Genomic DNA, 26,553 nt, shown 5'->3' with positions numbered 1-26,553 from the left:
TCACGAGGGGGTGCTGCGTCAGGAGCGGGTGGCGTACCGGTACAGGAACGCGGCCATCACGTCCCGGCTGGTGCCGGCGGCGGGACGGTAGGTGCCGTCGTCCCAGCCGTTGGAGATGCCCTCGGCCTGCAGCCAGGCCATCTCCTTGTAGAAGCCCTGCCGGGTCGAGACGTCCGTGAAGGGGGACGAGGCCGGGGCGGTGTAGGCGGGTCTGCCGGACAGGCGGTAGAAGAACGCGGCCATCTGGTCCCGGCTGACCTTCTGGGCCGGCTTGTAGGATCGCTCCCCGGTGGCGGAGACCCAGCCGGTGGAGATGCCCCGGGCGTGCAGCCAGGCCATCTCCTTGTAGAAGACGTGGCTGGTGGGGACGTCCGTGAACGGGGAGACCCGCGGCGGGGTGAAGCCGGGGGAGCCGGACAGGCGGTACAGGGCGGCCGCCACCTGCGAGCGGGTCATCTCCTGGGCGGGCCGGTAGGTGCCGTCCGACCAGCCGCGCAGCACGCCCTGGTTCTTCACCCAGGCGATCTGGGGTGCGAAGGGGTGGGTCGCGGCGACGTCCTTGAACGGACCGGGCACCGCGGGGACGGCGGGGACCGTGGTGGTCGGACGGGCCGGGGCCCGGCCGCCGATCGGCTGGTAGTAGGCGTTGCGCACGAGGTCCTGGAGCTGGGCCGCGCTGCCGCGGTAGACGTTGGCGTCGATCCGCTCGGTGAAGCCGGCGTCCGTGTACTGCCAGAAGTCGTAGGTGGTCCAGCCGGCCGGGTACAGCCGCGGGGAGCTCACGCCGTAGGAGGCGATGTGCAGGGGGTGGTCGTTGAACGCGGTGGAGCTGCCGGTGCAGTCGTTCCACCAGTAGGCGTTGGTGTAGATGGCCGGCAGGCGCCCGGTGCGGGCCTTGTACCGGTTCGAGAAGTCCCGGATCCAGCTGACCATCTCCGCCTGGCTGAAGTTGTAGCACTGGTTGCCGTACAGGGACGGGTACGGGTTGTTCTCCATGTCCAGCAGGCCGGGCAGGGTCTTGCCGTCCGCGGACCAGCCGCCGCCGTTGTTGATGAAGTAGTCCGCCTGCTTGGCGCCCGAGGAGCCGCGGGTGGGGATGGCGAAGTGGTAGGCGCCGCGGTACATGCCCACGGTCCCGGCGCCGGTGTACTGCTGGCCGAAGAGCTGGTTGCGGATGCTGTCGCCCTCGGAGGCCTTGACGTAGGCGAAGCGCGAGCCCTGGTTCCACAGGCTCGACCAGTTCAGGGACGGCTGCCAGTTGGAGACGTCCGTGCCCTTGATGCCGTTGGGGGCCCAGGCGGCGGCGGCACCCAGGGGGTCGGCCGACGCAGCCCCTGCGGCGGCCCCCTCCTCGGTGCCGGTGCCGTCGGGGTCCGTGCCGTCCAGCTCCGCGGCGGTGCGGGCGGAGGTCGCGGCCAGCTGCTCGAAGTGGTTCTCGGACTTGGCCCACTGGCCCAGCACGGCGCCGCCGTGCGGACCGCCGCCGGTGGGCTGCGTGCCGGCGCGGGACGGGTCCGGCAGGACGGCCTCGCCGGTGGTCCCGTCCACCAGGGTGGAGACGATCTCGCCGTCGGACTCCACGACCCGGGAGACCAGGTCGCCCTGCCGCTCCTCGGAGAGGACGGTGGACCGGGTGCTTCCGGCCTCCTCCAGGGCCGCGACCGGGGTCAGGGTGGTGATGGCCAGCACCGCCGCCGTCAGGGCGGCGGGCAGCGTCAGTCGGGGGGGTGCTTTCACGCTGGAACGCCTATCTCGCATGGATCGTCGGGGGGAACGACTCGTGCAAGGCCATCGGGATGGGGGGAAGATCCTCTGGAGCCACGTCGAGTATAAAGGCGCGTTTGCATAAATAATCAATAACGATGCGCTGTGTTACGTATGCAAACATCTTCGTGCGCAGTGGTTCTCCGGAGGGTTGACGACGACGGGGTCGCCGCCTCGCTGCTGCCGGCGGCACGCCGCCCCCGGGCGGCCCAAGGCCCGGTGCGGGGCCCGGCGCCGGATACGATGATCCGGACCCCACTCCCGGAGGAGAACCATGGCACCCACGCGCATCCTGACGGTCTGCACGGGCAACGTGTGCCGCTCTCCGATGGCCGCGGTCGAGCTCGACCACGGCCTCGACGAGATCTCTCCCGGCGGCTTCGAGGTGACGAGCGCCGGGATGCACGCGCTGGTGGACGAGGGCTTCGAGCAGCGGGTGGGCCGGCTGGCCCAGGACCGCGGCCTGGCGGCCGCCGCCGCGCACCGGGCCCGGCAGGTCACCCCGGAGGTGCTGCGGGACGTCGACCTGGTGCTCGTGATGGCCCGGGAGCACACCCAGCCGGTGCTCCAGCAGGCGCCGCGCCTGCTCAAGAAGGTCTTCACCCTCCGGGAGTTCGCCCGGATCCTGCAGTACCTCTCCACGGACCCGGAGCTGGACCGGGCGGTGCCGGCCGACCGAACCGAGCGCTGGGCCTGGCTCGTCCAGCAGGCGCCGCGGCTGCGCCAGCGGGTGCCCGTGCGCCACCCCGAGCGCAACGACGTGATCGACCCCTACCGCCAGGAGGACGCGGTGCTCCGGCAGATGGCGGACGAGCTGTTCGAGGCCACGGACGCGATCCTCGCCTGGGAGCGCCGCTACGCGCAGCGGGAGCCGGCGGTCTAGCCGAGGTCCCTCCCGGGGTGCCGCGGCCGGACGAGCGCTCCGCTCAGGCGCCCACGTAGGCCGCGAGGTGCTCGCCGGTGAGGGTCGAGCGGGCGGCGACGAGCTCGGCGGGGGTGCCCTCGAAGACGATCCGGCCGCCGTCGTGGCCGGCGCCGGGCCCGAGGTCGATGATCCGGTCGGCGTGGGCCATGACCGCCTGGTGGTGCTCGATCACGATCACCGACTTGCCGGAGTCGACCAGCCGGTCGAGCAGCCCGAGCAGCTGCTGGACGTCGGCGAGGTGCAGGCCCGTGGTCGGCTCGTCGAGGACGTAGACGCCGCCCTTCCGGCCCAGGTGCGTGGCCAGCTTGAGCCGCTGCCGCTCGCCGCCGGAGAGCGTGGTGAGCGGCTGGCCGAGGCTCAGGTAGCCCAGCCCCACGTCGGCGAGCCGGTCCAGCACGGCGTGCGCGGCCGGTGTGCGGGCCTCGCCGGTGCCGAAGAACGGCTCGGCCTCCTCGACCGGCATGGCCAGCACCTCGGCGATGTTGCGGCCACCCAGGGTGTACTCGAGCACCGAGGCCTGGAACCGCCGGCCGCCGCACTCCTCGCACGTGGTGGCCACGCCGGCCATCATGGCCAGGTCGGTGTAGACGACCCCGGCGCCGTTGCACGCCGGGCAGGCGCCCTCGGAGTTGGCGCTGAACAGCGCCGGCTTCACGCCGTTGGCCTTGGCGAAGGCCTTGCGGATCGGGTCCAGCAGCCCCGTGTACGTCGCCGGGTTGCTGCGGCGGGAGCCGCGGATCGCGCCCTGGTCGATCGAGACCACGTCCTCCCGGCCCACCACCGAGCCGGAGACCAGCGAGCTCTTGCCCGAGCCGGCCACCCCGGTCAGCACCGTCAGCACCCCGAGCGGGATGTCGACGTCCACGGAGCGCAGGTTGTGGGTGTCGGCGCCGCGCACCTCGAGCACCCCGGACGGCGTGCGCACCGAGGGCTTGAGGGTCGCCCGGTCGTCCAGGTGCCGCCCGGTGAGGGTGCCGGCGGTGCGCAGGCCTTCGACGGTGCCCTCGTAGCAGACGGTGCCGCCGGCCGCACCGGCACCGGGGCCGAGGTCGACCACGTGGTCGGCGATCGCGATCGTCTCGGGCTTGTGCTCCACGACCAGCACCGTGTTGCCCTTGTCCCGCAGCCGCAGGAGCAGGGTGTTCATCCGCTGGATGTCGTGCGGGTGCAGCCCGATCGTGGGCTCGTCGAAGACGTAGGTGACGTCGGTGAGGGAGGACCCGAGGTGGCGGATCATCTTGGTGCGCTGGGCCTCGCCGCCCGAGAGCGTGCCCGAGGGCCGGTTCAGCGAGAGGTAGCCCAGCCCGATCTCCACAAACGAGTCGAGGGTCTCGCCCAGCGCCGTGAGCAGCGGCGCCACGGACGGCTCGTCCAGCTCGCGCACCCACGCGGCGAGGTCGCTGATCTGCATCGCGCCGGCCTCGGCGATGTTGATCCCGCCGATCCTCGAGGAGCGGGCCGCCTCGCTGAGCCGGGTGCCGCCGCACTCGGGGCAGGCGGTGAAGGTCACCGCGCGCTCCACGAAGGCCCGGATGTGCGGCTGCAGCGCGTTCACGTCCTTGGACAGGAAGGACTTCTGCAGCCGGGGGATCAGCCCCTCGTAGGTCAGGTTGACGTTGTCGACCTTGATCTTGGTCGGCTCCTTGTGGAGCAGGTCGTGCAGCTCTCGCTCGGTGAAGTCACGGATGGGCTTGTCCGGGTCGAAGAAGCCGGAGCCGCCGAAGATGCGGCCGTACCAGCCGTCCACGCTGTAGCCGGGGATCGTCAGCGCGCCCTCGTTGAGGGACTTGGCGGAGTCGTAGAGCTGGCTGAGGTCGACGTCGTTGACCGTGCCCATGCCCTCGCAGCGCGGGCACATGCCGCCGGTGACCGTGAAGCTGCGCCGCTCCTTGACGGTCCTCCCGCCGCGCTCCATGGTGACCGCCCCCGCGCCGCTGATGGAGGCCACGTTGAAGGAGAACGCCTTGGGCGAGCCGATGTGCGGCTGCCCGAGCCGGCTGAAGAGGATCCGCAGCATCGCGTCCGCGTCGGTGGCGGTGCCGACCGTGGAGCGGGCGTTGGCGCCCATCCGCTCCTGGTCCACGATGATCGCGGTGGTCAGGCCGTCCAGCACGTCCACCTCGGGGCGGGCCAGCGTGGGCATGAAGCCTTGCAGGAACGCGCTGTAGGTCTCGTTGATCAGCCGCTGCGACTCCGCGGCGATGGTGCCGAACACCAGGGAGCTCTTGCCCGAGCCGGACACGCCGGTGAACACCGTCAGCCGGCGCTTCGGGAGCTCGACGCTGATGTCCCGCAGGTTGTTCTCCCGCGCGCCCTGGACGCGGATCAGGCCGTGGCCGTCGGCCACGTGGGGCGCGGCGGACGGCGCGGGGGTCTGGGCGTTCTGGCTCGGGGCGGCGCTCATCGTGTCTCCATCCTGGGACGACGACGCCGTGCCGGATCCCGGCGGCGTCGTCCGGCTCGATCCGATCGGTTCCGAGCATACGTGCGGACCGCCCGCCGGAGGAGTCCCCGGCGCCGCTGCGAGCAGAACAGCTCAGGGCAGAGCCGCCCACAGCAGAGACGGGTTCCGCACGGGACCGCCGGGGTCCACGCTCGGTCCATGAGCACCACCACCGCACCACCCAGAACCCTCATCGACGACGAGCTCGCGTCCCGGCTGCTGGAGCAGCGCATCATCGTGCTGGGCGCCGAGCTGGACCAGGCCACCGGCAACCGGCTGTGCACGCAGCTGCTGCTGCTCTCTGCACAGGACCCGCGGCGGGACATCGGCCTGTGGATCAACTCTCCGGGCGGCTCCGTCCCGGCCATGCTCGCGATCATGGACGTCATGCGGATCATCCCCAACGACGTCAGCACCCTCGCCATGGGACTGGCCTGCAGCGCCGGTCAGTTCCTGCTCTCGGCCGGCACCCCGGGCAAGCGCAGCGCCCTGCCGCACGCCCGGATCCTGCTGCACCAGGGCTCCGCCGGCATCGGCGGCTCCGCCGTGGACATCGCCATCCAGGCGGATGACCTGCGCCACACCCGGGACACCGTGCTCGGGCTCATCGCCGAGCACACCGGCCGGCCGCTCGAGCAGATCGTGGCCGACTCCCAGCGGGACCGCTGGTTCACCGCGGACGAGGCCCTCGCCTACGGGTTCGTGGACCGGGTCGTCACCGGGCTCGACGACGTGCGGCCCCGCTCCGCCGCCGCGGCTGCTGCGGGGGCAGGGTCGTGAGCGGCTGCCCAGTGCCCTACGTCGTCGAACGCACGCCGAACGGCGAGCGAAGCATGGACGTGTTCAGCCGGCTGCTGGTGGAGCGCATCGTGTACCTCGGCACCGAGATCGATGACGGGGTCGCGAACGTCCTGATCGCCCAGTTGCTCTACCTGGACTCGTACGGCTCCGACCAGCCGATCAGCTTCTACATCAACTCCCCCGGCGGCTCCACCACGGCGATGCTCGCCGTGTACGACGCCATCCAGTACGTGGGCGCTCCCGTGGGGACCACCTGCGTGGGCCAAGCGGCCTCGTCCGCCGCGGTGCTGCTGGCCGCCGGCGCCCCGGGGCGCCGATCGGTGCTTCCCCACGCCCGGGTGGTCCTGCACCAGCCGGTCGCGCAGGGCCAGGGCAAGATCCCGGACCTCATCCTCGAGGCCCAGGAGATCGCTCGCACCCGGGAGCAGCTGGAGCAGGTGCTCGCCCGGCACACCGGGCGCAGCCCGCACCAGGTGCGGGAGGACACCGACCGGGACCTCGTGCTCACGGCCGAGCAGGCGGTGCGCTATGGGGTGGCCGACCGGGTCGTGGCGCCGCGGGATGTCCGGGCCCGGTGAGACGAGCAGGCCGGGGCGGGGCGTCAGACCGCCAGCGCCACGGGACCGGACAGGCAGACCGGCCCGCCCGGGACGGTTCGGGAGGCCGGGGCGCTGTCGAGCAGCACCCCGGTGGTCCCCTCGGTGAGGTCGACCAGGCCCAGCCCCAGGGCGCCGACCACCGCCGCGATGATCTCCGAGGAGGGGTCCTTCACCCCGCGCTCGATCTCCGAGAGGTACTGGGTGGAGACCCCGGCGATCCCGGCGACCTGCGCCAGCGTCAGCCCCTGCGCCAGACGGCGGCGGCGCAGGAACAACCCCAGCACCGACCGCCACAGCGGGTCCACGGGCGCTCGCGGGACTGCGCGCTCCCTCGGCGGAGAGATCGGCGCGGACGCCGGAGTGGGGGTCGACGTGTGGCGGATCACGCTGCTCATGGGTCCATGCTAGGTCCGTCCCCGTGGCAGCGGGGGACTCCTCTGCTGTGAGCGGACCACCGTCGCCTGTCCACGCGGTGGGCGCGGTGGGATACTGCTCGCATGGATTCGCCGCAGGTGGGCGACCAGATCCACGAGGGCACGGAGGCGCTCGAGCGGGCCGACTGGGCCGGCGCGCGCCTGGCCTTCGAACGCGTCCTGGACGCCGGCGCATCGGCCGGGGACGCGGTGGCCGCCGAAGGACTGGGCCTCGCCCTGTGGTTCGAGGGCGAGATCGCCCGGGGGATCGAGTGGCGGGAGCGGGCGTTCACCGGATATGTCACCCAGCACCGGTTCTCGGACGCCGCCCGGGTGGCGGTCTGGGTGTCGGAGCAGCACCTGATCGCCGGCCGGCCCTCCGCGGCGCGGGGCTGGCTCGCCCGGGCCGCGCGGACCGTCGACGGCACCCCCGTGAGCGAGGGGCACGGCTGGGTGGCGGTCGGGCGGGCCCTGCAGGCGACGTCCGTCGAGGAACAGGCGTCCCAGGCCGCACGGGCCCACGGCATCGGCCGGGAGACCGGCGCGGAGGACCTCGAGGTCCTCGCGCTGAGCCTGCTCGGCCAGGCGGAGCTGACCGCCGGTCATCGGGAGCCGGGCCTGCGTCTGCTCGAGGAGGCCATGGTCGCGGCCACGGCGGGCAGGGTCCGCAACATCCACACCGTGGGATCGGCCTACTGCCATCTGGTCATGGCCTGCGCCGAGGCGGAGGAGTGGGATCGGGCCAGGGAGTGGTGCGAGCGCGTCGAGAACTTCGCGCGCACCCACCGTGCGGCGCCGCTCCTGGGGGTCTGCCGGACCGTGCACGCCGACGTGCTGGTCGCCACGGGTCACTGGTCGGAGGCCGAGGACGCGCTGGAGTCCGCCCTCGCCTCCCACGCCCGGGCCATTCCGGAGCTGAGCGCCCCCGCCCTCGCCACTCTGGCCGAGCTGCGGATCCACCAGGGCCGCCTGCGCGAGGCGGAACAGCTGCTGTCCGGGCGCGAGGAACACCCGTCGTCGTTGCGCGCCCTGGCCCTCCTCCACGTTGCCGTGGGGCGACCTCACGTGGCGGTCTCCCTGCTCGAGCGCGGCCTGTCCGAGACGAACGGACACGCGGTGCGCACCACGCAGCTGCTGGCCGCCCTCGTCGACGCCTCCCTGGCGGCGGGGGACCTCGGCGCGGCGGAGGCCGCCACCGCGAGCCTCGACCGGATCGCGAAGGAGTCCGGGATGCGGCTCGGCTCGGCCCGTGCCGACCTGGCGGCGGCACGGATCGCCCTGGCCACCGGTGATCAGGCCTCGGCTGCCGAGAGCGCCCGGCGGGCGCTGCACGCCTTCGGCGCGCTGGCGATGCCGCTGGACGCCGGCCTGGCCCGGCTCGAACTGGCCCGGTCGGTCATGGACGGATCGCGTGAGCTGGCGCGGGAGGAGGCGCTGGCCGCCAGGACCGTCTTCCGGGAACTGGGGGCGTCCCGGGAGCTGGACTCCGCGGCACAGCTCCTGCGCGACCTGGGGGGTGGCACGGGCCCCCGGCCCAGGAGCACGGGGGAGCTGACGTCCCGGGAGCACGAGGTGCTCGACCTGATCGCGCTCGGCATGTCCAACGCGCGGATCGCGAGAGCCCTGGGGATCAGCGAGAAGACCGCCGGGCACCACGTGAGCCGGATCCTGATGAAGCTCGGTGTGCACAACCGGGCGGAGGCGGTCGCGCACGCGGGGAGCAGGGGCGGGAGCCGGGGGAGCGGACACGGGGGAGAGGTAGGGAACGAATAGGGCGTTCTCCCGATGTTGCGTCCTGTCGATCAGCGGATCCTGGGACGCGTGGCACAGCTCGCCGCATGCCGGCAGCAGGCCTCGACCCGAGGCGCTCAGCACATCGACCAGGAGATCCCGTCATGAGCCAGACCATCAGCACCCCTTCGGCAGACCAGCAGCTCAAGGCCAAGCACCGCGCCATCTGGGCCTCGGGCGACTACCCGATCATGGTGGAGACGTTCCTGCTCCCGCTGGGTCCGCGCATCGTCGAGGCGAGCGGTATCGCCGCCGGACAGCGCGTTCTCGACGTCGGCGCCGGCAACGGCAACGCCTCCCTTCCCGCGGCCGCCACGGGAGCCCGCGTCACCGCCGGCGACCTGACGCCCGAACTGCTCGCTGACGGCCGGCGGCGCGCCGCGGTCGCCGGGCTCGACCTCGAGTGGGTCGAGGCCGATGCCGAGCACCTCCCGTTCGAGGACGCCTCCTACGACGTGGTGATGTCGCTGATCGGCGCCATGTTCGCGCCCCACCACCAGGTGACGGCCGACGAACTGGTGCGCGTGACCCGCCCCGGCGGCACCATTGCGCTGCTGAGCTGGACCCCCGGAGGGCTGGTGGGCGAACTCTTCCGCATGATGAAGCCCTTCGCCCCCACCCCGCCGCCGGGCGTGCAGCCCCCGCCGCTGTGGGGGAGCGAGGAACACCTGCGCGGCCTCTTCGGCGGGCGGGTGGACTTCTCCACGGTCCGCCGCGATGTTCTCGAGGTCACGGCGTTCGCGCGTCCCCGTGACTTCGGCGAGCACTTCAAGGCGAACTACGGGCCCACCATCGCCGTCCGGGCGAACGCGGAACGCGAGGGTCGTGCCGCGGAGTTCGACGCGGCGATCGACGACTTCTGCGACCGGTGGAACCGGGGCACGGCCGACCGGGCACGGTTCGAGATGGAGTACCTGTTGACGATCGGCACGCGGACCTGACCTTGATGGGTGACCACGGCCTGGCCATGACCCGCCAGGCCGTCACCGAGCACCTGGCCGTGCTGCGCGAGGCCGGCCTGGTGGCCGACGGCATCCCGTTCCACAGCTTCGGGGTCGAGGACGTGCAGACCGAGTACGAGCGGCTCACCGCCCTGGGCGTGCGGACCGTGCTCTCGGCGCAGTGGTGGGATCGTGCGGGGTGGGGAAGACTGGGGTGATGGACGCGTCGGCGGAAGAACCGCAGCACGGTCCTGTCGCAGCGGTCCCGGGGGCGGGAAACGCAGGGGGTCTGGCTGATCAGCTCGGCAACTTCTCCCGCGAGCTGCAGCAGGAGAACGATTTCGAGGAGACCTTGGCGCTGATCGTGGCTGCGGCCCTGGAGCTGATCCCGGGGACGGTGGGGGCCTCGATCTCCGTGGTGGAGCTCCACGGCAGGATCCGTTCCCACGCCCACTCCGGGGACCTGGCCGCACTCGTGGACTTCCTGCAGGAGAGGACGGGAGAGGGGCCGTGTCTGGATGCCATCTGGCAGCAGCGCACCGTGGAGGTGCCGGACTTCCGGCACGAGCAGCGGTGGCCGGCCTTCGCCCCGGCCGCGGTGGCGGCCGGGGCGGTGTCGATGCTGTCCTTCCAGCTCTACGTGGAGGCCGACACCCTCGGGGCGCTGAACCTCTACGGGGCCGCCCCGCACGCCTTCGACGCCGAGTCCCGCGAGATCGGGGTCCTGGTCGCCTCGCACGCGGCGGTGGCGTTCGCCGATGCCAGGCGGATCAGCAATCTCGAGGACGCCCTGGCCACCCGTGACGTGATCGGCCAGGCCAAGGGCATCCTGATGGAGCGCTACAAGGTCACCGACCAGCAGGCGTTCCTCACCCTGGTCACGGCCAGTTCCCGCACCCACGAGAAGTTGCGCCGGGTCGCCGAGCAGCTGGTGGTCACCGGTGACCTGCCCGGCGCCGGCCCCGGCTCCACGCCCGCCCCGGACGCACCCGGCACCGGAACCTGACCCGGGCCGGGGCGCGTGCCCGCGACGGACGGGCCGGGTTCCTGGACCGGTGTCACCGGTGGGCCGGCACCCGCCCGGGTCGTGCCGCCGGGGCCCTACGGGTCACGGGTCCAGCTGTAGGGGGCGCGTGCGGGATCGGGGAGGTCCTCGGTGAGCTCGTTGTGCGCGTGGGCGAGGACATCGCGCTCCAGGAGGGGCAGGGGCACCACGGCGTGGAGGTAGCCCTCGACCTCGAACCGGGAGAGGTTCCCGCCGAGGCCGAAGGACGAGGCCCACAGCTGATCGAGCGTCACCCCGGTGGACTGCATGGCGTCGCTCAGCCCCCGAGCCTGCACGTGTGCGTCCATCGGCAGGCGGCGCATCAGCTCGTCCACCGCCGGCAGCTGCCGGGAGTGGGCGGTGGTCCCGGGGGTGCCGGTGCTGGGCGGGCGTCCCCGGATGCGGCTCAGGAAGGCGGCCAGACGGGCCAGGACGGTGGTGCGTGACACGGTGGGGGCTCGCTCCTCGTGGAGTCCGCCGGTCCTGGGAGCATGCGCCCGGGCCCGGGGAGAGAAGGCCCGCTGGCTGAACCTGTTGGGGCGTGTTCCAGGCACGCCCCCCGTGCCCACCGATCCACCGGCCCCGCCACCTCCGTGGCACTGTGCGGGGAAACCGGGTCATGACAGGGGCACATGATCCACGGTACGCCCTTCGGCCGCGCAGCACCCGGATGACGTCCGGAGACGGAGCCGCTCCCGCGCCGGGGGAGGGCCCGGGCGGCGGGAACGGCGGCCCCGACCGCATCCGGGGGTCAGTTGCTGATCGCCGGGGCGGCGCAGACGTAGCGGCTGTGCCGCAGCTGGGTGGTGAGGAACCGGGCGGCGTCGGCGCGGGTGAGCGAGGAGCCCACGCGGTGGCGGTGGGTCATGGCGACGTGCCGGATGCCGCGTGCCGGGCCGTCGATCAGCCCCGGACAGCGCAGGATCGTCCAGCTCAGCGGGGACCGGGCCACTGCGGTGAAGGCCTGCGCGGTCTCCTCCCGGGTCCGCAGCCCGCAGCGCAGCTGCCACAGCCGCAGCGCGCCGCCCCAGGAGAGGCGTTTCCCGGCCGGTGCCAGCAGCACGTCCGGTCGCAGACCGATGTAGCGGTAGCAGCCCAGCCGCACCATGCTGTCCGTGATCGCGGTGGCCGCGGCCGCGGCCTGGGACAGGGCGCGGCGCCCGCGGCAGTCGCCCAGGGCGTCGATGACGACCTCGGTGCCAGCGATGACGTCGTCGAGCGCCCCGGCCTCCAGGGCGTCCCCGGGGTGCAGCACCACCCGCCCCCTCCACTGGCCCGGCACCTGGGCGTGTGCGGGAAGCACCGCGGTGACGGTGTGCCCGCCGTGGACGAGCTCGGTGACGATCTCGCGTCCCAGGCCGGTGTCCGCCCCGAACACCACGATCCTCATCGCGGCCACCGCGCACGGAGAGGGACCACCAGCACAGGGGTGGTCAGCACAGGGACGGTCAGCGCAGGGGTGGCGGACGGGTGCGGGAGATCGGCGTCGCGCACGACAGGGCCCATGACGAGAAACCTCCGAGAGGAAGGAGTCATGGCCGTCTTTTCAGCCGCCCCCAGTGTAGCGGCCCGTCGTGGACGTGGGCAGGCGGCCGGCCTCCCCGCGGATCCCGGGGCCGGTCCTCGCCCGTCCGGGCCGAGCAGGGCCGGGGCACTGCCGATCGGGCACGGTGCCGCCGGGAGCACCTCGTGACGGCCGGACCCCGGAGCCGCCCCGAGGCGGTGACCGTTGACCAGCAACCAGAAGGTTGCCTATCCTGGAGGCGTGGACATCGCGTTCCAGGCGCTGGCGCACCCCGCCCGGCGGATCCTGCTCGAGGAGCTGGCCGCGCGCAACGACCAGAGCCTCTTCGAGCTCACCGTGCGCCTGAACGGCGACCACGGCCTGGCCATGACCCGCCAGGCCGTCACCAAGCACCTGGCCGTGCTGCGCGAGGCCGGCCTGGTGACCGCCACCGTCCGGGGCCGCACCACGGTGCACCACCTGGACACCCTCCCGCTCACCGACGTGCGGCAGTGGCTGGACGCCCTGCCGCCACCACCGAAGGACACGCCATGATCATCACCACCGCCAGCGTCTTCGTGGACGACCAGCAGAAGGCCCTGGACTTCTACACCGACAAGCTCGGCTTCCGGCTCAAGACCGACGTGCCGGCCGGGCCCTTCCGCTGGCTGACCGTCGTCTCACCCCAGGCCCCGGACGGGGTGCAGCTGCTGCTGGAGCCGTCCGAGCACCCGGCCGTGCACCCGTTCAAGGAGGCCCTGGTGGCCGACGGCATCCCGTTCAACAGCTTCGGGGTCGAGGACGTGCAGGCGGAGTACGAGCGGCTCACCGCCCTGGGCGTGCGGTTCGTGCAGGGGCCGACACCCATGGGCCCGGTCATCGCCGCGGTGCTCGACGACACCTGCGGCAACCTGATCATGATCGCCGAGATGACCGACCCGGAGCAGGCCGCGCCCCAGGACTGACGTGGTCCCCGGTCACTCCCCGGCGCAGTCACGCAGCGCGGACGCCGGGAAGTCGGGGATCGGCCGGGCTGCTGCCTCCTCGGCCGTCAGGACCTGTCCGTTGCGCTCGATGTCCTCGATGAGCCATTCCATCTCGTCGATCTCCCGCCGCTGCGCCTCGCTGATCTCCACCGCGAGCTGGCACACCCGGACGTCGTCGAGCTCGGCGCGCTCGGACCGGGTGATGGCCAGCGAGTGGTGCGGGATCATCGAACTCATGTACGCGGTGTCCTGCACCAAGGTCTGACTGCGGTCCAGGAAGGCGCCGCCACCGAGGAGCAGCAGGCTGATCGCGACCACGGCCACGTTCGCCTTCGTGTTCCGGTACATCTTCAGCATCCACGCGAGCATGACGATGCCCATGATCCCGCCCATGGTGAGCGTCATGAACAGGCGGTTCTCGCTCCAGCGCACATGGCTCCACTCCCAGGAGCCGATGAACATGGCGGCGTACATGCACACCATCGACGTCAGGATCATCGCCCCGAAGCGCACGTACATCTTCAGGTCACCGTGGGACTGGTGCTCGTCGTGCTGGTCCCCGCCCTGCTGGTGCTCGCCGGTCTTGCCGTTTTCCGTGCTCGACACAGAACTCCTCCGATCTCCATGGCCTGATCCGGTCCGACAGCGTGCAGCTGCCGACCATGACGTACAACCGACAGTAACCTGCCGGTCCGTCCCGCTGAGCCGGGGACCATGAAGATTCGGCGAAGAACCGGCGCGACCGGTCGCGGTCACGCCGGTGGCTCGTACCGGTACCCGAGGTCGTCGATGGTGGCGGGGTCCAGGACCTGCCGGACGGAGACGGCGGGTTCGTCGGAGAAGTCCGGGAGGAGTGCCGTCACGGCGGGGGAGACGTCCGCGCCGTAACCGGGCGCGCCGCCCACCCACGGCCACATCTCGTCGTCGATGCGGTGTCCGATCGGCGCGGGTTCGCCGTCGAAGGGGGAGTCCTGGTCCGGGGGTGGGTAGTGGTCCTCCGGCTGGGACCCGGGGACCGCCGCGAGCCGGTTGGCCTGCCAGTTGGCCCAGAGCCTGTCGACGTTGGCGTGGTGCAGCCAGAAGACCGGGTCGTTGGGCGAGAAGGCCCCGGACATGTGGCCGCCGATGAAGTTGTGGCCGCTGTTGTGCGTGCGACTGGTCACCTGCGGGTGGCCCTCTTCGAGGACCAGCCAGAAGTACCACAGCGGGTGGGCGCCGGGCCGGTCGATCACCAGCTGCTCGAGCTGGTCCACCCCGGCCTGCGTCGGCGGCCAGCTGACGCCGACGCTCCCGCGGGACAGCTGGGCACCGAGCCCCTCCCTCAGTACCGGGTGGATCGGGAAGCCGTCGGCCCCGTCCGGCCACCAGGCGGGCCGGTCGGCCGGGGGCACCGGGTTGCGCAGCACGCCGTCGGGAACGGGTCCGGGTGGGCCCTCGCGCAGCGATCCGAGGAAGTCCGGGCTGAAGAGCCTGGTCACCGCGTCCACGTGGTCGGTCCAGTCCCAGTACGGGATGGTGACGCCGGGCACCTGCGCCTGCAGCTGCAGCTCGAAGGAGCGCAGATACTGGCGGTGCCAGGCGAGGAACCCGATGTTCCAGTGCCCGAAGTTCACCGTCTCACCGGGTGGCAGCCCCGGTGTGATCACGGCCATCACCGCGCCGTGCACGGCGACGTACTGGTCGTACACGCTGACGCCCTCGGGGCCTCCGGGGGCAGGCTGGTGCTTGAGCCTGATGACGGCCTCGAGGAACCGGTCCCGCTCGGCCTCGGGCAGGCTGGTGGCGCTGCTACGGACGTCCATCGTGGTGCTCCCCATCGTGCTCGTGCCCGTCACCGTGCTCATGCCCGCCGTCGTGCTCGTCACCGCCGCCGATCCCACCGTCCGGGTCGGGGCCGATGTGGTGCTCGTGGTGACCGGTGGCGGTCACCGGGTGAAGGCCGGCCAGAAACGGCACGGACGAACCGCCGGCGAGCAGGCGGACCAGCAGATCGCGGAACGTCTCCCCGGTCCGCGTGCGCAGCACGAGCTCGCTCTGGTACAGGCTCGGTGGTCCCAGCGAGATCTCGAGATGACCGCCGGAACGGACCGACTGCACCGTGATCTCCGCTCGCTGCATGCCGACCAGACCGCAGTGGATGGTGCCCTCGAGGGAGTCGGCCAGGTCCCGCATCCGTCCCACCGTGCCGCCGTCGAAGGCCGACAGCGTCGTCACCAGGGTGAGCTTCTCGAACAGCATGCGAGGCCCGGTCACGACGATCCTCAGCTCGTTGACGTCGATCAGGAGATCGAGCAGGGTCGGGCCGCCCTTGAACAGTGACGCCGACGCCGTCGTCGATGAAGGAGTCATCGATCCGCCTTCCGGTCGAGACGCAGAAACCGGTCACGAGGTCGTTCCCGGGTCTTCCGCGAGGAGCTGGCCTTGGTGCCGGCACCATTGTCCCCACCACGCGTCATCCATGCGTTACGACCAGCGGGAATGCCCGTCATGAAACAGACGAACAGCTGCCGCCTCTTGCAGGCCACAGGCAACCCGCATGCCCTGTCGGCCACAGCCGGACACACGCACGGGGCGCCTTCCCGCAGGAAGGCGCCCCGTGGAGGGTCGAGCCGGATGGCGGCCGGAGTCAGAAGCCCGTGGTCGAGGTGGACCCGGTGGACGAGCCGGACCGGTTCCACGCCTCGAGCCCGAAGCTCTCCTGCTGAGCCGAGGCCTCACCGTTCGACCGCTGCGCCCGAGGAGCAGGAGCAGCGTCCTCGGCCGACGGCGCCGTGGGCTCCTGCTGAGGCCGCGGCGCGGTGCCCCACGGCTGCTTGGCGGCCGGTGCAGCCGGTGCCGCCACGACCGGCTGCGCCCCGGTCTTGGGCGCTGGCTGCTCGTCCGAGCTCGCGTAGTAGGACTTGCCGTAGTACCCGTAGTAGCCGGCGTCCGCACCGGTGGTGGGGACGCGGTTGAGCACCACGCCGAGCACGTGCCCGTGCACCTGGTGCAGGTTCTCCAGCGCCTTGGACAGCTCGTCCGTGGTGGTCCGCTGCGCGGTCGCCACGATGATCGCACCGTCGGCCGAGGCCGTGAGCAGCGCGGCATCGGTGACCGGCAGCAGCGGGGGAGCGTCCACCAGGACCAGGGCGTCCTCGGCGAGGGTCTCGAGCATGGCGTGCATGGCCTTCGAGGACAGCAGCTCGGTGGGGTTCGGCGCGGTGCGCCCCGCCCCGAGCACCTGCAGGTTCGGGAACTTGTCGTAGGTCTGCAGGACCTCGTCCACCTGCACCTGCCCGGTCAGCACGTCCGTGACGCCCACACCGGGGACGAGCCCGAACAGGTCGGTCATCACCGGGCGGCGGAGGTCCCCGTCCACGACGACGACGTTGCGCCCGGTCGAGGCGATGGCCACCGCCAGGTTCGCGGTGATCGAGGACTTGCCCTCACCCGGCAGCGAGGAAGTGACCACCATGATCTTCGGCGGGCTGTCCACAGAAACGAAGCTGAGGTTGGTGCGCAGCTCGCGCAGGGCCTCGGAGAACTCGTGGTGCCCGCGGCCGGCGGAGTAGCCGGTCTCGATGATCTCGCGGTGCTCGGCCAGCCGGTCGTCGGTGGGAATGACACCGAGGACGGCGACGCCGAAGCCGTCGCGGATCTCCTCGACCGACTTGATGCGGCGGTCCATCTTGTACCGGGCAAAGGCGTACAGCAGGCCCAGCCCGAGACCGCCCACGAAGCCGAGAGCCAGATTCAGCTCGAGGTTGGGCGAGGACGGCGCGAGCGGCAGCGAGGCGTTGCTCAGCGGCTGGACGGCCACGCGGTTGATCGCGTCCTCGTCGCCCTGGCTCTCGAGCTCCTGGACCTGCTCCGCCAGCGCCACGACCCAGGCGTTGGCCAGGTCGGCCGACTCCGTGGGGTCCTCGGCGTCGGCCGTGATGCGGAGCTCCGGAGTGTCCACGGGAACATCCGTGCTGATCCGCGGCAGCAGCTGCTCCGGCGTGGTGTCGAGGCCGAGATCGTCGATCACGGAGACGGCCACCGGACGCGCCGTCGCCAGCGACTCGTAGGAGACGGCCTTGGACTGCGCGAGGTTGTTGCCGGCCAGCGCACTCGCCAGGTCCTGCTCACCGGTCGCGACGACCAGCCCGGACGCGGTGGCCGAGTAGATCTTCGGCTGCAGCAGCGTCCAGCCCAGCGCCAGGAGCGTGCACAGCAGCGTGATCAGCGTGATGGCCCGCCAGTGGGTGCGCACCAGCCGGAGGAGGTCCCGGGCGTCGAGCGCGGGGGCTTCCCGCTCTGCGTCTAGGTGCTCCATGGTTCTCCTCGGGATCGGCTCGGGCGTGGGGGGATGTGTCGAGGTCACTCGCGGATGCCGTCCTGGTGCTCGCGGTACCAGTCGACGGTGGACCGGAGGCCCTCCCGCAGGGGGATGCGGGCGGTCCAGCCGGCGGCGGCGAGCTTGGAGACGTCCATGAGCTTGCGGGGGGTGCCGTCGGGCTTGGTGGTGTCCCACTCGATGGTGCCCTCGTAGCCGACGGCCTGGGCGACGAGGCCGGCGAGGTCCTTGATGGTGACGTCGGTGCCGGTGCCCACGTTGACGTGCTCGTCCCCGTCGTACTGCTCGAGCAGGTGCAGGCAGGCGGCGGCCATGTCGTCCACGTGCAGGAACTCCCGCAGCGGGGAGCCGGTGCCCCAGTTGGTGACCGACTCGGCACCGGCCAGGCGGGCTTCCTCGTACCGGCGGATCATCGCCGGGAGCACGTGGGAGCCGGTGGGGGAGAAGTTGTCCCCGGGGCCGTAGAGGTTGGTGGGCATCGCGGAGATCCAGGGCAGCCCGTACTGGCGGCGGACGGCCTGTATGTGCAGGATGCCGGCGATCTTGGCGATCGCGTAGGCGTCGTTGGTCGGCTCCAGGTGCCCGGTCAGGAGGTACTCCTCCTTCAGCGGTTGCGGCGCCAGCTTCGGGTAGATGCACGAGGATCCGAGGAACAGCACCCGCTCCACCCCGTGCTCCAGGGCGGCGTCGAGGACGTTGACCTGGATCCGCAGGTTCTCGGAGAGGAAGTCCACGGGGTAGGTGTTGTTGGCCAGGATCCCGCCGACCTTCGCCGCTGCCAGCACCACGTAGCGCGGCCGAGCGTGCGCGAAGAACGCGAACACCGCTTCCCGGTCCTTGAGGTCCAGCTCGGCGGAGGTGCGGCCGATCAGGTCGGTGAACCCCTCGGCCTGGAGCGTGCGCCAGATGGCGGAGCCGACCAGGCCGCGGTGACCGGCCACGTAGAACGGGGCCGTGCGGTCCAGCGGTCCCGGTGTGAAGGTGCTCGCGGTGCTGTCGGTCATCTCGGTGGTACCTGCTGTCATCGTGGCGTCTCCGGTCACTTGGCCCAGGAGGCCAGCTCGACGGTGTCGACCCAGCCCTCGGTGTGCTCGAGCATGGCGATGTCGGCGTCGACCATCAGCCGGGCCAGCTCGGGGGCCTTGACGGTGGCCTCCCAGCCCAGCTTGTCCTTGGCCTTGGCGGGATCACCGATCAGGGCGTCGACCTCGGTGGGACGCAGGTAGCGCTCGTCGAACTCGACGTGCTCGCGCCAGTCCAGCCCGGCGTGGTCGAAGGAGATCTCCAGGAACTCCCGCACCGTGCACGGGGTGCCGGTGGCCAGGACGAAGTCCTCGGGCTCATCCGCCTGCAGCATCCGCCACATGCCCTCGACGTACTCGGCGGCGTAGCCCCAGTCGCGGATGGCCTGCAGGTTGCCCATGTAGAGCTTGTCCTGCTTGCCGGCCTGGATCGCGGCCACGGCCCGGGTGATCTTGCGGGTCACGAAGGTCTCGCCGCGGCGGGGGGACTCGTGGTTGAAGAGGATCCCATTGACCGCGAACATGTCGTAGGCCTCGCGGTAGTTCTTGGTGATCCAGTAAGAGTAGATTTTCGCCGCCCCATAGGGAGAGCGGGGGTAGAACGGGGTGTCCTCGTGCTGCGGCGGCGGGGTCGCCCCGTAGAGCTCGGAGGTCGAGGCCTGGTAGTAGCGAGCGTCCACGCTGGCCAGGCGCATGGCCTCGAGCAGCCGGACGGTGCCGAGCCCGGTGGTGTCCCCGGTGTGCTCGGGCTCCTCGAAGGAGACCTTCACGTGGGACTGGGCCGCGAGGTTGTAGACCTCGTCCGGGCGGATCTGCGCCATCAGCGTCACCAGCCGGGACCCGTCGGATAGATCCCCGTAGTGCAGGAACAGCTTGGCGTCGGCCTCGTGCGGGTCCGAGTAGAGGTGGTCGATCCGGTGGGTGTTGAACGTGGAGGCACGGCGGATCAGGCCGTGGACCTCGTACCCCTTGGCGAGCAGCAGCTCCGCCAGATAGGAACCGTCCTGACCGGTGATCCCGGTGATGAAAGCCTTCTTCGGCGTGGCGTGCATGATCGTCCTTCGGGGGGATGAGGCGTAGGCCATTGAGGGGACAGCTTTATGCTAGTGAATCAACCGGCAAAGCCGGTGATCACCGTCGGACATGTTGCGTCAAAGATCGAAGCACATCGTCCCACCGTCGCATGGCGGCGTCTGCCGCGAGGTGCTCGGCGACATAGGCGGGACCGCGGCCGCCGATGTCCGACGCTGCGGCCCTATCGGCCCCCAGTTCCTCGGCTGCCTGCAGCAGTCCTGCGGGATCGCCCGAGGGAATGACTTTCCCGGCCCCGGAGGACTCGATCTCGCCGGCGGACGAACTCTCGTCGTCCACCGCAGCCAGGACAGGGCGTCCGGTGGCGAAGTAGGACGTCAGCTTGCTCGGCACGCACATCTCCCGCAGCTCGGGCTTCTCATTCACCAGCAGGACGTCCGCGGCAGCCAGGGCTGCCGTGTACTCCTCGTCGGGCAGAGGCTCGACGAACTCCAGGCTCTCGATGCCGGTGGCCAGCTCCTTGAGCCGCTGCAACTGATTGCCCGCGCCGAGCAGGACGAACCGCACGCGCGAGTCCCGCTCGTCGGCGAGCCGGGCGGCGTCCACGACGTTCTCGAGGTACTGCTTCACGCCCATGTTGCCGGCGTGGAGGACGACGACCTCGTTTTCGGACCAACCCCGACCAGCGCGGACCGCCGCGGTGTCGATCTCGTGCTGCGGGGTGATGTGGGACCAGTTCCGGTGGATGAGGGCCCGCTCCGGAGCGACGCCGAGCTCGTTGACCGCGTGGCGGCGGAAGCGGTCGTGGATGACGATTACGCGATCCATGGCGCGGAGCACCAGGCCCTCGATCTGCCTCATGACCGGTGCAAGTGCGGCAGCGGAAGTGTGCACCTCCTCCAGTCCACGGGAGTACAGGTCCTGGATCCAGATCGCCGTCCCGGGACGGCGGCGGCCGAGCTTGGCACGGATTGCCGCGACGCCCGAAGAGAACAGGCCGGGATTGACGAACAAGACCACGTCCGGGCGGCCCCAGTTCGCCACGGCCGCCAGAATGCCGAAATGGACTTCCATCAGCAGACGGTTGAGCAGCTTCGGCTCCGCCGGTACGTAGTGACGCAGCCGAAGGACGTCGATGCCGTCGTGCTTCTCCTCCAGCGTCCGCCCGTCGTAGCCGTCATAGACCTGCCACTGCGGGTAGTGCGGGAAGCCGGTGATGACCCGGACGTCCCAGCCGAGGGCGGTCATTCCCTCCGCAAGGGACGTGGTGTACGGGGCATTGCCGCTGGACTCGGGAGCGTAGTTGATGCCGATGATCGTCAGACGTGGGGGCATGAAGATGCTTTCGTCACACTGGGAGCAACGCCGAGGGGGATCAGCGGCGCACCGGAGGGAATGGGGTATAAATCGAACGATACATGTGAGCGCATTCAGCGCGGGTGCGACGCCCCCAGTCATCCCGTGGTTCAGCTCACACAAGTCCCCCGACCCCCACAGCAGAGGTACCCATGGCCGCCGCCGAGCACCGCCCTGCCGATTCTGTCGTCCCCGTCATCGACCTCTCCAAGGCGCCCGGCGAGGGCGAGGCCTGGAACCGGCCGAAGTGGATGATCTACCTGTGGTCGGCCACGGAGCTCATCCTCGTCACCAACCCCTGGCAGATCAGCTCCGGCCTGCGCACAAAGGCGCTCCGCGCCTTCGGCGCCAAGATCGGCGACGGCGTCATCATCCGACCGCGTACGCGCATCAAGTTCCCCTGGAATCTGGAGATCGGAGACCGCTCCTGGATCGGCGAGGGAGTGTGGATTCACAACCAGGACCAGGTCACCATCGGCCATGACGCAGTTGTGTCGCAGGAGACCTTCATCACCACCGGCAGCCACGCCCACCGCACGGACATGGGTCTCATCACCCGCTCAGTGACCATCGACGACGGCGCCTGGGTCACCTCGCGCTGTGTGGTCACCGGAGGAGTCACCGTCGGACGCTCGGCGCTGGTCCAGCCGCTGACATTAGTGAACCGGGACGTCGACCCAAACGTGGTTCTCGGACCTCCCAATGCCGAGACCAAGGGGCGGCGATTTGCGGCCTCAGCGACGGTGGAACAGCCGTGAAAATACTGCAGGTCGTCACCTACATCAGCCCGGAGGGCGCCTACGGCGGACCCGTGCGCGTGGCCATCAACCAGGCGAAGGCGCTGACCGAGATTGGCCACGAGGTAGTGGTCGCGGCCGCGGCGGGCGGTTTTAACGGGCCGTTGCCGGCGGAGTACGACGGATTCCCGGTGCGACTTTTCCCGGCTCGCCGGGCCGTGCCGAAGTCCGGCTTCGCCGGGCTGACCTCGCCCGGACTCTTCGCCTGGCTCGCCACGGCGGTCAAAGGGGTCGACGTGGTGCACATTCACTTGGCGCGGGACCTTGTCACGCTTCCCGCAGCTGCTCTAGCTCTCCGGGCGAAGGCGCCCGTCGTGGTGCAGACCCATGGCATGATCGACCGCACCGACAAGAAGCTGGCTGGACCTCTCGACCGCTTATTAACCAAACCCGTACTGCGTAAGGCAAGTGCGGTGTTCTACTTGACCAATCGTGAACGCGGTGATCTCGTCGAGATCGCGGGAACAAACCTTCATCTCGTTCATCTCCCTAACGGCATTGCCGTGCCGGAGACGCGGGCTACTGAGCAGATCGACGGCCCGCAAGAAAACTTAGAAGTCCTGTTCTTGGCGCGGTTACACCCCCGGAAAAGACCGTTGCTGTTCGCGCGGGCCGCCGTGACAATCGGGCGGCGCTTCCCGCTGGTGCGTTTCTCCCTGGTGGGTCCCGACGAGGGAGAAGGCGCGGGTGTCCGCGCAACCATTGCCGCTTCAAACCGTACCGGGCAGATCCATTGGTCCGGATCTCTAACCCCCGATCAAACACTGGCCAGAATGGGCCGCGCCAGCGTCTATGTGCTCCCGTCCACAGATGAGCCGTTCCCTATGGCGGTCCTCGAGGCAATGTCGATCGGCCTTCCGGTTGTCATCACGGAGTCATGCGGCTTGGCATCTCTCGTCCGCGATCACCAGGCCGGGGTGGTCTGCGATCACTCACAAGAGGATTTCGAGAAGGCACTGGAGCGTTTACTGGAGAATGCAAACCTACGGATCTCCATGGGTGCGCGAGCCCGCGCAGTAATTGAAGAGACGCATTCCATGTCTTCGATCGTGGGGAAACTGGCCGACATCTACCGAACGGTTAGCAGTTCACAGAAGGGCGTCGCATGACAATGAGGGTGGTTATTGCTCAGCCATATGTACCTAGTTATCGCGTAGCTTTCTTCGAGGCCTTGCAGGATCGTCTCGGCGAAGCCGGAGTGGAATGCATCGTCGCGGCAGGCGTCCCGCGCGGAGACCAAGCGGCCAGAGGTGACTCTGTACGACCCGACTGGCTGGTTCCCGTAAAGCACAAAAAAGTGTCCATTGGGGGACGTTCGATCGATGTCAGCATCGATCCCGTGCCGTGGAAGCATACCGACGCCGTGATCTTAGGACTGGAGGGCTCGTCGCTTCCCGTCTACCAAGCCTTGCTTGCAGCTCGTCGCGCAAGCGTCCGAGTCGGGCTCTGGGGCCATGTCCGTCCATACGTGGCTCCTGGAAATTCATTAGATCTCTGGCTCGAGCGTCTCCAGATGCACGTTGCCGACCACGTCTTCGCCTACACGACCGGCGGCCGCAACTATGCTCTCGACGCCGGGATAGACCCGGGCAAAGTGACTACAGTGATGAACTCTTTGGATACTTCGGCGCTCGAGCGCTCCAGACGGAACCTGACTTTGGAGGACGTGCGGACCTTTGCCGCACGGTTTGACATTGACCCGGCCAGAACACTGAGTTTCATAGGAGGGCTTGACGAGAGTAAGCGAGTCCGTTTCCTCGTTGAGGTTTTGGACGACCTATGGAGTCGAGATAAATCCGTCCGCTTTTTGGTCGGCGGTGCAGGACCGCAGAAGTCGTTGCTGAAGTCGGCATTCGATAGGGGACAGGCAGTGGACACTGGTTACCTGGACACGGATGGTAAGGCCCTCGTCATGAGCGCGTCCCGCGCAGTGGTGATGCCAGGACGGATTGGCTTGGTCGCTGTGGACGCTCTAGTAATGCATCGACCCGTGATTACCACCGACTGGTCATACCACGCACCTGAATCTGAGTACCTGTCTGAGGAAAGCAGCCGGTTCACGTCAGCGGACGATCCCTTGTCCTTCGCGAACAAAATTCTACGGGTACTCGAAATGAAACCCAATTCTGATGAAGAGGCCAATTGGGCTTTTCCGACTCTTGCACAGATGGTCGAGAATTTTGCCGAGGGCGTGCACGTACTTCTAGGTGCATCTTATGAAGGCCGTTGCGGCAAACACGTGCGTGCAAGTCACAAAGACACGTTAGAGCCACCAATTGGCGAAAAGGAATCGTGCTGATCCGGTTTTTCGGCATAGCCTCAATATTTTTCGATCCGTTCCCAGCGACGCAAAGCGAGACATCGAAGTGTCCACATCTGATTCTGTGACGGTCCGGTCCCATGAAGCGGACCGTAAGAATATCGCAACTACGGAAAGCAGTTGGCCGACGGCAAAAGCACTACAAGCGGAACTTACACCGTGGAAGAACAAAGCAGCTTACGTGGTGCCGATTGCAGACGAGTCCGGAAAGCCCCTCGGAAACAACGGCGACGAATTGTTGATGAGAATATTTTGGCGTATTTTGGATCAAGCAGGCATACGAACCGTGGACGACATCCGCAAGGCCGAGGTGCTACTTGTTCCACCAAGCGGTTCATTGCTGCAGATGTATGCCTTCCCCGACTTAATGCAAAAATCCACGTCGGAGAATATGGAGGCCCCGATGGTGATATTCCCGTCGTCGGCTAACTTTCCCACCCGAGACCCTGAATTTCTTTTTCGCGGGCGCACGTCGAAGACGACCTGGATTCTGCGCGAGAAGTACTCGTACGACCATCTGCGGAAAGCGTGGGGTGACAGCCTCGCGTCGGTGGGTTGTGAACTCATCCTCGACCACGATGTGGTGGCATCCCACAGCGAAGTGGTACGGGACATCTTTAAATCTGTGAAGAGTGGTTGCCCTCTGGTAGGGGCACGCAAAGACGTTGAACAAAATTCTGTTTCGAATAAGTTGAACCAGCCTTTGGCGTCAGGGGCCTTCGGGATTGCGCGCTCGGCTGCTTTCCGGCAGATTTCGACCCGCGTTCCCTATGGTCCCGTATACACACGGCTCGCACGGGCTGTCCGGGCGAAGAAGCAGAAGGAAGCGGGGGCTGCTCTGATCTCTCAGATGCCGGAGATGTCCCGTGAGCCGTTCTTGGGCCGGGGCGTCCTCCACCGGGACATCAGCTCCAAGCACCAGGCCACCTTCGACGAGTATCTAGAGGTCATCGCCGGCGCTGGCCCTGTGCTGACCGATCGCCTGCACATCGCCCTTCCCGCGGCGATTCTGGGTAAGGATGTCTGGCTCGTCGAAGGTGGGTACCACAAAGCCCGAGGTGTCGTGGAACAATCCTTGCAGTTTGTCGACAATCTTCGCCTCCTGTCCAGTCCGGTCGGAAGGGAATGAGCAGCACTTTTTCCATGCGAGGTGTATTTTCGCTGTCGCTGGGTACAGTGGTCACTCGCGCCTTCGCTCTGGCCACCCAGTTGGTTCTGGTCTTCTGGCTGAGCCCGGAAGAGTTCGGCTACTGGGCGGCGGCCGCGTCCGCCATGGCACTCTTGACAGGGCTCATCAACTTCGGTGAGGTCAACGGCTACCTCGCGAATCAGGGCATAACGCTTCATCGGACCCGCCGGTCGATACTCCGACTGAATTCACTTCTAGTCGTTATCGGTCTTATGGTGGCGGGGGCCTATTTGTACGCAGGCGAGCCCAGAGTGGCCGCTCTAAGCCTTCTAATCGTCGTGTCGATACCTGTTCAAGGGGACGCGGACCTTTTGTATGCTGCAGGCGTCCGCTCGCGACAGTACTCCCTACTCATCTGGGCGCAGGCAATGGCCGCCGTCCTCAAGCTCCTCGTGGCGGTGGCGATCGCAGTATGGAGCGAGTCGGCGATTGCGTTGGCGATTTCGGCCTTGGCCTACTACGTGGTGCTCGACATGGTCATCCACTCCCGACTGCGACGTGATGGTGCCGACCGGGCGGAACCGGCGCCCACGCCACATGTGCGACAAAGATTTAGCTGGGCAGTGAACTCCCTCATGATGACCATTCCCTTGCAGGTTGCATACTTGGTTTCGCAGTTCTTGGCTTCACCGGAAGTTCTCGGCATTCTGTACCTGGCATTTCAAATTACACTGGGCATCAGCGGTCTGATCAGTCAGCCCCTCGCCCGAGTGTCTCTGTCTGTTTTCGCCGCTCTGCAGGGCGGCGATCGTACAAAAGCTGCCATGACCTTCATGCACGTGTTTTCTGCGGGAATGGCGATAATCGTTGCTTTCGGTGTCCTCATACTGCCCTGGTCTGAGCCATGGATCGGTCAGGAGTGGGCCCTCGCTGTCCCTGCGACGATGGCACTGCTGATCAGTTTGACGGCGCGGATCGTCGCGCCAGTGATAGATGGCTTCCAGCAGTCATCAGGACGGTGGTGGCAGGCAACGTTATTCAATACCGTGGACGCCATTGGTACAGGCCTTGCGGCTTGTACCGCAGTCTTCAATGACGTCGTCCTACTGGCACTCGCTGTTTCCGCATGGAAGGTGATGTTCGGTCTAGGGCGATTCTGCATCGTGATGAACGACGCCAGCGTAGGAACGCGGTTGGTATTCGGCTTTTTGACCTTTGTGATGTCCGCGGGTGGCTTCGTTGCTGTCCTGAGCCCCGACGATGTGCGCGTCAGCTTGGCCAGCGTCCTCCTTTTGGGCAGCATGGCGTGGTTTCTCGCGAGCCTTCGCAAGCAACGCCAGCAAGTAATTTCAATGGGGAGAATGTGA

General features: G+C 68.8%; 26 protein-coding genes. 14 read left to right on the top strand and 12 right to left on the bottom strand.

Going from position 1 to position 26,553, the window contains the following annotated elements; genetic code table 11:
* Positions 1-18 precede the first annotated feature (18 nt).
* The gene (locus ACH9D3_RS04110; RefSeq protein ID WP_396409965.1) at positions 19-1,737 is read right to left on the bottom strand and encodes a GH25 family lysozyme; all 1,719 of its coding nucleotides are present in this window, start codon (positions 1,735-1,737) and stop codon (positions 19-21) included.
* 301 nt (positions 1,738-2,038) lie between these two features.
* Between ACH9D3_RS04110 and ACH9D3_RS04105 the strand changes: the two genes are divergently transcribed.
* Positions 2,039-2,647: an arsenate reductase/protein-tyrosine-phosphatase family protein gene (locus ACH9D3_RS04105; protein WP_396409964.1), complete on the top strand. Its 609-nt coding sequence runs from the start codon at positions 2,039-2,041 to the stop codon at positions 2,645-2,647.
* A 43-nt stretch (positions 2,648-2,690) separates the two neighbouring features.
* On the opposite strand, the gene ACH9D3_RS04100 is transcribed toward ACH9D3_RS04105, so the two are convergent.
* Positions 2,691-5,093 carry an ATP-binding cassette domain-containing protein gene (locus ACH9D3_RS04100; RefSeq protein WP_396409963.1) on the bottom strand — a complete coding sequence of 801 codons (2,403 nt, stop codon included), beginning with the start codon at positions 5,091-5,093 and terminating at the stop codon, positions 2,691-2,693.
* A gap of 198 nt (positions 5,094-5,291) precedes the next feature.
* Between ACH9D3_RS04100 and ACH9D3_RS04095 the strand changes: the two genes are divergently transcribed.
* Together ACH9D3_RS04095 and ACH9D3_RS04090 are read left to right on the top strand one after the other, a co-directional pair.
* Positions 5,292-5,912 (top strand): ATP-dependent Clp protease proteolytic subunit, encoded by a 621-nt coding sequence (locus ACH9D3_RS04095; protein WP_396409962.1) that lies wholly within the window; start codon positions 5,292-5,294, stop codon positions 5,910-5,912.
* Positions 5,909-6,511, top strand: a complete 603-nt coding sequence (locus ACH9D3_RS04090; RefSeq protein ID WP_396409961.1) for an ATP-dependent Clp protease proteolytic subunit — start codon at positions 5,909-5,911, stop codon at positions 6,509-6,511. Before ACH9D3_RS04095 ends, ACH9D3_RS04090 begins: the two co-directional genes overlap by 4 nt.
* Positions 6,512-6,534: 23 nt before the next feature.
* Here ACH9D3_RS04090 and ACH9D3_RS04085 read toward each other — a convergent pair whose 3' ends face one another.
* Positions 6,535-6,927 carry a helix-turn-helix domain-containing protein gene (locus ACH9D3_RS04085; RefSeq protein WP_396409960.1) on the bottom strand — a complete coding sequence of 131 codons (393 nt, stop codon included), beginning with the start codon at positions 6,925-6,927 and terminating at the stop codon, positions 6,535-6,537.
* A 102-nt stretch (positions 6,928-7,029) separates the two neighbouring features.
* Between ACH9D3_RS04085 and ACH9D3_RS04080 the strand changes: the two genes are divergently transcribed.
* The 4 genes from ACH9D3_RS04080 to ACH9D3_RS04065 all read left to right on the top strand — a co-directional run bounded on the left by ACH9D3_RS04080 (position 7,030) and on the right by ACH9D3_RS04065 (position 10,683).
* Positions 7,030-8,718, top strand: a complete 1,689-nt coding sequence (locus ACH9D3_RS04080; protein ID WP_396409959.1) for a LuxR C-terminal-related transcriptional regulator — start codon at positions 7,030-7,032, stop codon at positions 8,716-8,718.
* Between the two features lie 122 nt (positions 8,719-8,840).
* Positions 8,841-9,677: a methyltransferase domain-containing protein gene (locus ACH9D3_RS04075; protein WP_396409958.1), complete on the top strand. Its 837-nt coding sequence runs from the start codon at positions 8,841-8,843 to the stop codon at positions 9,675-9,677.
* 2 nt (positions 9,678-9,679) lie between these two features.
* Positions 9,680-9,895 carry a hypothetical protein gene (locus tag ACH9D3_RS04070; RefSeq protein WP_396409957.1) on the top strand — a complete coding sequence of 72 codons (216 nt, stop codon included), beginning with the start codon at positions 9,680-9,682 and terminating at the stop codon, positions 9,893-9,895.
* Positions 9,895-10,683 (top strand): ANTAR domain-containing protein, encoded by a 789-nt coding sequence (locus ACH9D3_RS04065; protein ID WP_396409956.1) that lies wholly within the window; start codon positions 9,895-9,897, stop codon positions 10,681-10,683. The genes ACH9D3_RS04070 and ACH9D3_RS04065 overlap by 1 nt, the downstream gene beginning before the upstream one ends.
* A gap of 95 nt (positions 10,684-10,778) precedes the next feature.
* On the opposite strand, the gene ACH9D3_RS04060 is transcribed toward ACH9D3_RS04065, so the two are convergent.
* Together ACH9D3_RS04060 and ACH9D3_RS04055 are read right to left on the bottom strand one after the other, a co-directional pair.
* The gene (locus ACH9D3_RS04060; protein ID WP_396409955.1) at positions 10,779-11,171 is read right to left on the bottom strand and encodes a hypothetical protein; all 393 of its coding nucleotides are present in this window, start codon (positions 11,169-11,171) and stop codon (positions 10,779-10,781) included.
* 302 nt (positions 11,172-11,473) lie between these two features.
* A complete protein-coding gene (locus ACH9D3_RS04055) occupies positions 11,474-12,112 on the bottom strand; it encodes an NAD(P)H-binding protein (protein WP_396409954.1) in 639 nt (212 codons plus the stop codon).
* 375 nt (positions 12,113-12,487) lie between these two features.
* Between ACH9D3_RS04055 and ACH9D3_RS04050 the strand changes: the two genes are divergently transcribed.
* Both ACH9D3_RS04050 and ACH9D3_RS04045 read left to right on the top strand, forming a co-directional pair.
* Positions 12,488-12,781, top strand: coding sequence for an ArsR/SmtB family transcription factor (locus ACH9D3_RS04050; RefSeq protein WP_396399150.1), 294 nt, complete (start codon positions 12,488-12,490; stop codon positions 12,779-12,781).
* Entirely contained in the window at positions 12,778-13,191 is a 414-nt protein-coding gene (locus ACH9D3_RS04045) for a VOC family protein (protein WP_396409953.1), read from the top strand. The genes ACH9D3_RS04050 and ACH9D3_RS04045 overlap by 4 nt, the downstream gene beginning before the upstream one ends.
* 12 nt (positions 13,192-13,203) lie before the next feature.
* On the opposite strand, the gene ACH9D3_RS04040 is transcribed toward ACH9D3_RS04045, so the two are convergent.
* The 7 genes from ACH9D3_RS04040 to ACH9D3_RS04010 all read right to left on the bottom strand — a co-directional run bounded on the left by ACH9D3_RS04040 (position 13,204) and on the right by ACH9D3_RS04010 (position 20,919).
* Positions 13,204-13,818, bottom strand: a complete 615-nt coding sequence (locus ACH9D3_RS04040; RefSeq protein WP_396409952.1) for a DUF305 domain-containing protein — start codon at positions 13,816-13,818, stop codon at positions 13,204-13,206.
* A 146-nt stretch (positions 13,819-13,964) separates the two neighbouring features.
* Positions 13,965-15,056 (bottom strand): tyrosinase family protein, encoded by a 1,092-nt coding sequence (locus ACH9D3_RS04035; RefSeq protein ID WP_396409951.1) that lies wholly within the window; start codon positions 15,054-15,056, stop codon positions 13,965-13,967.
* On the bottom strand, positions 15,001-15,561 hold the full coding sequence (locus ACH9D3_RS04030; protein WP_396409950.1) for a hypothetical protein: 561 nt from the start codon (positions 15,559-15,561) through the stop codon (positions 15,001-15,003). Before ACH9D3_RS04030 ends, ACH9D3_RS04035 begins: the two co-directional genes overlap by 56 nt.
* Before the next feature lie 277 nt (positions 15,562-15,838).
* Positions 15,839-17,509, bottom strand: a complete 1,671-nt coding sequence (locus ACH9D3_RS04025) for a polysaccharide biosynthesis tyrosine autokinase (protein ID WP_396409949.1) — start codon at positions 17,507-17,509, stop codon at positions 15,839-15,841.
* 44 nt (positions 17,510-17,553) lie between these two features.
* Positions 17,554-18,534, bottom strand: a complete 981-nt coding sequence (locus ACH9D3_RS04020) for an NAD-dependent epimerase/dehydratase family protein (RefSeq protein ID WP_396409948.1) — start codon at positions 18,532-18,534, stop codon at positions 17,554-17,556.
* Between the two features lie 35 nt (positions 18,535-18,569).
* Entirely contained in the window at positions 18,570-19,604 is a 1,035-nt protein-coding gene (gene gmd / locus ACH9D3_RS04015; protein ID WP_396409947.1) for a GDP-mannose 4,6-dehydratase, read from the bottom strand.
* A 79-nt stretch (positions 19,605-19,683) separates the two neighbouring features.
* Complete coding sequence (locus ACH9D3_RS04010) at positions 19,684-20,919, bottom strand: glycosyltransferase (RefSeq protein ID WP_396409946.1); 1,236 nt, start codon at positions 20,917-20,919, stop codon at positions 19,684-19,686.
* A 173-nt stretch (positions 20,920-21,092) separates the two neighbouring features.
* On the opposite strand from ACH9D3_RS04010, the gene ACH9D3_RS04005 reads away from it, so the two are divergent.
* The 5 genes from ACH9D3_RS04005 to ACH9D3_RS03985 are packed head-to-tail and all read left to right on the top strand — an operon-like array spanning position 21,093 to position 26,553.
* A complete protein-coding gene (locus ACH9D3_RS04005; RefSeq protein WP_396409945.1) occupies positions 21,093-21,698 on the top strand; it encodes an acetyltransferase in 606 nt (201 codons plus the stop codon).
* Positions 21,695-22,846 (top strand): glycosyltransferase, encoded by a 1,152-nt coding sequence (locus tag ACH9D3_RS04000; protein WP_396409944.1) that lies wholly within the window; start codon positions 21,695-21,697, stop codon positions 22,844-22,846. The genes ACH9D3_RS04005 and ACH9D3_RS04000 overlap by 4 nt, the downstream gene beginning before the upstream one ends.
* The gene (locus ACH9D3_RS03995) at positions 22,843-24,036 is read left to right on the top strand and encodes a glycosyltransferase (RefSeq protein WP_396409943.1); all 1,194 of its coding nucleotides are present in this window, start codon (positions 22,843-22,845) and stop codon (positions 24,034-24,036) included. Before ACH9D3_RS04000 ends, ACH9D3_RS03995 begins: the two co-directional genes overlap by 4 nt.
* Positions 24,014-25,186 carry a hypothetical protein gene (locus ACH9D3_RS03990; protein ID WP_396409942.1) on the top strand — a complete coding sequence of 391 codons (1,173 nt, stop codon included), beginning with the start codon at positions 24,014-24,016 and terminating at the stop codon, positions 25,184-25,186. The genes ACH9D3_RS03995 and ACH9D3_RS03990 overlap by 23 nt, the downstream gene beginning before the upstream one ends.
* Positions 25,183-26,553, top strand: coding sequence for an oligosaccharide flippase family protein (locus ACH9D3_RS03985; RefSeq protein WP_396409941.1), 1,371 nt, complete (start codon positions 25,183-25,185; stop codon positions 26,551-26,553). The genes ACH9D3_RS03990 and ACH9D3_RS03985 overlap by 4 nt, the downstream gene beginning before the upstream one ends.

This window comes from Kocuria kalidii (genome assembly GCF_044462225.1).
Lineage (GTDB): Bacteria > Actinomycetota > Actinomycetes > Actinomycetales > Micrococcaceae > Kocuria > Kocuria kalidii.
The sequence above is the reverse complement of the archived record's forward strand: the minus strand, read 5'-3'. Positions and strand labels throughout refer to the sequence as shown.

What these genes read in the sequence shown, in the direction of transcription:
- ACH9D3_RS04105 (WP_396409964.1), top strand. Translation starts at nt 2,039, where the DNA reads ATGGCACCCACGCGCATCCTGACGGTCTGCACGGGCAACGTGTGCCGC.
- ACH9D3_RS03995 (WP_396409943.1), top strand. Translation starts at nt 22,843, where the DNA reads ATGACAATGAGGGTGGTTATTGCTCAGCCATATGTACCTAGTTATCGC.
- ACH9D3_RS04010 (WP_396409946.1), bottom strand. Translation starts at nt 20,919, where the DNA reads ATGCCCCCACGTCTGACGATCATCGGCATCAACTACGCTCCCGAGTCC.
- ACH9D3_RS03985 (WP_396409941.1), top strand. Translation starts at nt 25,183, where the DNA reads ATGAGCAGCACTTTTTCCATGCGAGGTGTATTTTCGCTGTCGCTGGGT.
- ACH9D3_RS04085 (WP_396409960.1), bottom strand. Translation starts at nt 6,927, where the DNA reads ATGAGCAGCGTGATCCGCCACACGTCGACCCCCACTCCGGCGTCCGCG.
- ACH9D3_RS04080 (WP_396409959.1), top strand. Translation starts at nt 7,030, where the DNA reads ATGGATTCGCCGCAGGTGGGCGACCAGATCCACGAGGGCACGGAGGCG.
- ACH9D3_RS04095 (WP_396409962.1), top strand. Translation starts at nt 5,292, where the DNA reads ATGAGCACCACCACCGCACCACCCAGAACCCTCATCGACGACGAGCTC.
- ACH9D3_RS04005 (WP_396409945.1), top strand. Translation starts at nt 21,093, where the DNA reads ATGGCCGCCGCCGAGCACCGCCCTGCCGATTCTGTCGTCCCCGTCATC.
- ACH9D3_RS04030 (WP_396409950.1), bottom strand. Translation starts at nt 15,561, where the DNA reads ATGACTCCTTCATCGACGACGGCGTCGGCGTCACTGTTCAAGGGCGGC.
- ACH9D3_RS04065 (WP_396409956.1), top strand. Translation starts at nt 9,895, where the DNA reads ATGGACGCGTCGGCGGAAGAACCGCAGCACGGTCCTGTCGCAGCGGTC.
- ACH9D3_RS04045 (WP_396409953.1), top strand. Translation starts at nt 12,778, where the DNA reads ATGATCATCACCACCGCCAGCGTCTTCGTGGACGACCAGCAGAAGGCC.
- ACH9D3_RS04035 (WP_396409951.1), bottom strand. Translation starts at nt 15,056, where the DNA reads ATGAGCACGGTGACGGGCACGAGCACGATGGGGAGCACCACGATGGAC.
- ACH9D3_RS04055 (WP_396409954.1), bottom strand. Translation starts at nt 12,112, where the DNA reads ATGAGGATCGTGGTGTTCGGGGCGGACACCGGCCTGGGACGCGAGATC.
- gmd (WP_396409947.1), bottom strand. Translation starts at nt 19,604, where the DNA reads ATGCACGCCACGCCGAAGAAGGCTTTCATCACCGGGATCACCGGTCAG.
- ACH9D3_RS04075 (WP_396409958.1), top strand. Translation starts at nt 8,841, where the DNA reads ATGAGCCAGACCATCAGCACCCCTTCGGCAGACCAGCAGCTCAAGGCC.
- ACH9D3_RS04020 (WP_396409948.1), bottom strand. Translation starts at nt 18,534, where the DNA reads ATGACCGACAGCACCGCGAGCACCTTCACACCGGGACCGCTGGACCGC.
- ACH9D3_RS04025 (WP_396409949.1), bottom strand. Translation starts at nt 17,509, where the DNA reads ATGGAGCACCTAGACGCAGAGCGGGAAGCCCCCGCGCTCGACGCCCGG.
- ACH9D3_RS04100 (WP_396409963.1), bottom strand. Translation starts at nt 5,093, where the DNA reads ATGAGCGCCGCCCCGAGCCAGAACGCCCAGACCCCCGCGCCGTCCGCC.